The sequence below is a fragment of the Vibrio sp. 10N.222.49.C9 genome (assembly GCF_041474985.1).
Classification (GTDB): Bacteria; Pseudomonadota; Gammaproteobacteria; order Enterobacterales; family Vibrionaceae; genus Vibrio; species Vibrio crassostreae_C.
Map to the genome: position 1 here is coordinate 1 of NZ_JBFRVD010001579.1, position 509 is coordinate 509.

Consider the following 509-nt stretch of genomic DNA (forward strand, 5'->3'; position numbering starts at 1 on the left):
GTCATGCAGATATTGATGTGAATTTGATTGAGCTAACGGCTTCTGGACAAATTGAGGCTCTATTAGATAAGCGCATCGACATTAGCCTTTCTAGGCCTTTGCCTGAACAATTCGCTGAGCGTTTTATTTCTAAAGAGGTTTATAAGGACAAGCTAGTGCTGGTGGTGTCTCGGGATCATCCTCTTGCCCAACAACCTAGCATAAAGCTCAATCAATTGAGGGAAGAACCCTTTATTTTGTTCGCTCGTGAATCCGCGGTAGGGCTGTATGATTCTGTAATTAAAGAATGTCAGTTGAGTGGTTTTTCTCCACGCATAGTGAACAGTCCTCGCCAAATGCAAACAGTGCTAACGCACGTGGCCTCAGGGCTTGGCGTATCGATTGTGCCCTCATCGGTTCGAGACTTACGTAGTAACGAGTGCGTGTTTTTGCCTATAGAGCATTTGCAATCTAGCCTGCAATTAGTGATGAGCTATCGCCAGCATAATACATCGCCAATGATTGAAGAT

At 44.6% G+C, this 509-nt stretch carries 1 protein-coding gene; it reads left to right on the forward strand.

Annotation, left to right across the window (positions count from 1 at the left end; translation table 11 throughout):
• Positions 1-509 (forward strand): LysR family substrate-binding domain-containing protein (locus tag AB4585_RS29345; protein WP_372172347.1); only part of this gene is annotated, 509 nt, incomplete at both ends.